General features: G+C 63.5%; 1 protein-coding gene and 1 pseudogene. Both read right to left on the reverse strand.

Features of this window, described 5'->3' with window-relative positions; all coding sequences use genetic code 11:
- Window positions 1-50 precede the first annotated feature (50 nt).
- The gene (locus JAO81_RS39120) at window positions 51-530 is read right to left on the reverse strand and encodes an ImmA/IrrE family metallo-endopeptidase (protein ID WP_199552767.1); all 480 of its coding nucleotides are present in this window, start codon (window positions 528-530) and stop codon (window positions 51-53) included.
- 286 nt (window positions 531-816) lie between these two features.
- Window positions 817-1,535 (reverse strand): annotated as a pseudogene (locus JAO81_RS39125) (hypothetical protein); the annotation flags it as partial.

Raw genomic sequence — 1,535 nt, forward strand, 5'->3', positions numbered from 1 at the left:
GCCATCTGTCTTCGATTGAGCCGGCCACCCGTGTGTCCTTTCGCTGGTTCCTACAGCAGATCGTCCAGCATCTTGAGTCGCTTCTTCACCCAGTACCGGGGGACACCCAGCGTGCGTGCGACGTCGTCGAGGCTGCGGGCACCTTCGGTCGCCTTGAGGAGATCACTGACGGGGATGGCTGCTGCGGCGACAAGCTGGTCCGCCTGGTGCTCTTCCTTGCTCGAGCTGGGCCGGAACAGGAAGCCGCGGTAGAAGGAGCACCCCCTGTGCCCGAGGAGGATGTGGGCGAGCTCGTGGAGGAGGAGAAACCTTTCGAGCAGGGCTGATGCGTTTTCGACGATGAACACAGTCTGCTCGCCGGTCTCCTCGTTGGTGACGAGCATGGCGAGTGTGTTTCGCGTCCACCGCCTCTCGACTTGGATCCCGCGCTGTTTCAGCGCTGCCTCGGGGTCGGCTACGCAGGCGGCGAGCTCTGACTCCGGGTCCGTTGGCGGCTCGTTGGGTGGGGACGGAGGCGCGGTTGCTGTCATGGCCGGGCCCTCCAATTCGCGCGTGGCGGAGGTGTATTGCCTGTTTTGTAGACCGCAGGCTGGGCCGAATGGCCGTCAACACGCGACGCTCGGTGGTTGGCGGCTGAACAATTCATCCGGTCGGAGGACACGGCACCCTCTCTGGCTGCGAGCCGAGTGCCCGAGCGATCTATCGAACAGGTGTACGTTTTTATCAGGCAGAAGACGCCTCATCAAGCGCAAAAGCCCCGGTCGGCGTCACCCGACCGGGGCTATCACTCGTTCGAGTGACAGGCGCCAAGTACCGTCAATCTCCTGACGTGTCGCCCTGCTGCTCTTTGGTTTTGCGCTTGGCCTCGAGGAACTCGATGGCCCGCGCAACATCATCCGGCGCCGGCCGACCTCCGAACGCTGCCACTGTGTACCGGGATTGTGCGGCGCGAGGCGTGGTTGGAACTGGATGTGCGCGTCGCGCAGGTGTCGACCGAGCGTGCTCCCAATCGGCCTCGGTTGGTTCTGTCCGGCCGAACATCGCGGCGTGGAGCACTGCGTCCAAGTAGATCCTGAACTCCTCTGCTCGGGCGGCTGCGTCCGCTCCTTCAGCTGTCAGTCGACTTGAGTAGCGTTGCAAGTCGTCCTGGAGCGACCTGTCCAGCAGGTAGAACTCCCCTTCGTCTTGGTCGAGCTCAGTAAAGACGTAGTCGGCAGGGAGTACTCCCAGGCGAATGGCCTCGGCGGCAATGGCCTTGTTCGTTGCATTGCGCCGCCGGAGGAGTTCCCGGTATTGGGCTTGCTGAGCCCGTAGCCCCTCGGCCTCGTGCTCGCGTTGGCGAAGTAGCTCGGAGGAGTTAAGGAAGGCGTCAACCATGAGGAGGATCGCCTCGCGCTCCTTCTTCGTGAGTTGGTTAGCCCTTGGGGGTAGCACGAACGGCTCAGCTGGCCGATCGCGGTAGATCCCCGCGGCCTTCTCGACCTGGCTGCGTGGTACGTCGAGGGCGAGCGCAAGGCCCTCGATGGTGGTTTCTG

Source organism: Streptomyces sp. N35, from assembly GCF_016464295.1.
Taxonomy (GTDB): Bacteria; Actinomycetota; Actinomycetes; order Streptomycetales; family Streptomycetaceae; genus Streptomyces.

Coding starts and splice junctions, on each gene's coding strand:
- JAO81_RS39120 (WP_199552767.1), bottom strand. CDS start 530: ATGACAGCAACCGCGCCTCCGTCCCCACCCAACGAGCCGCCAACGGAC.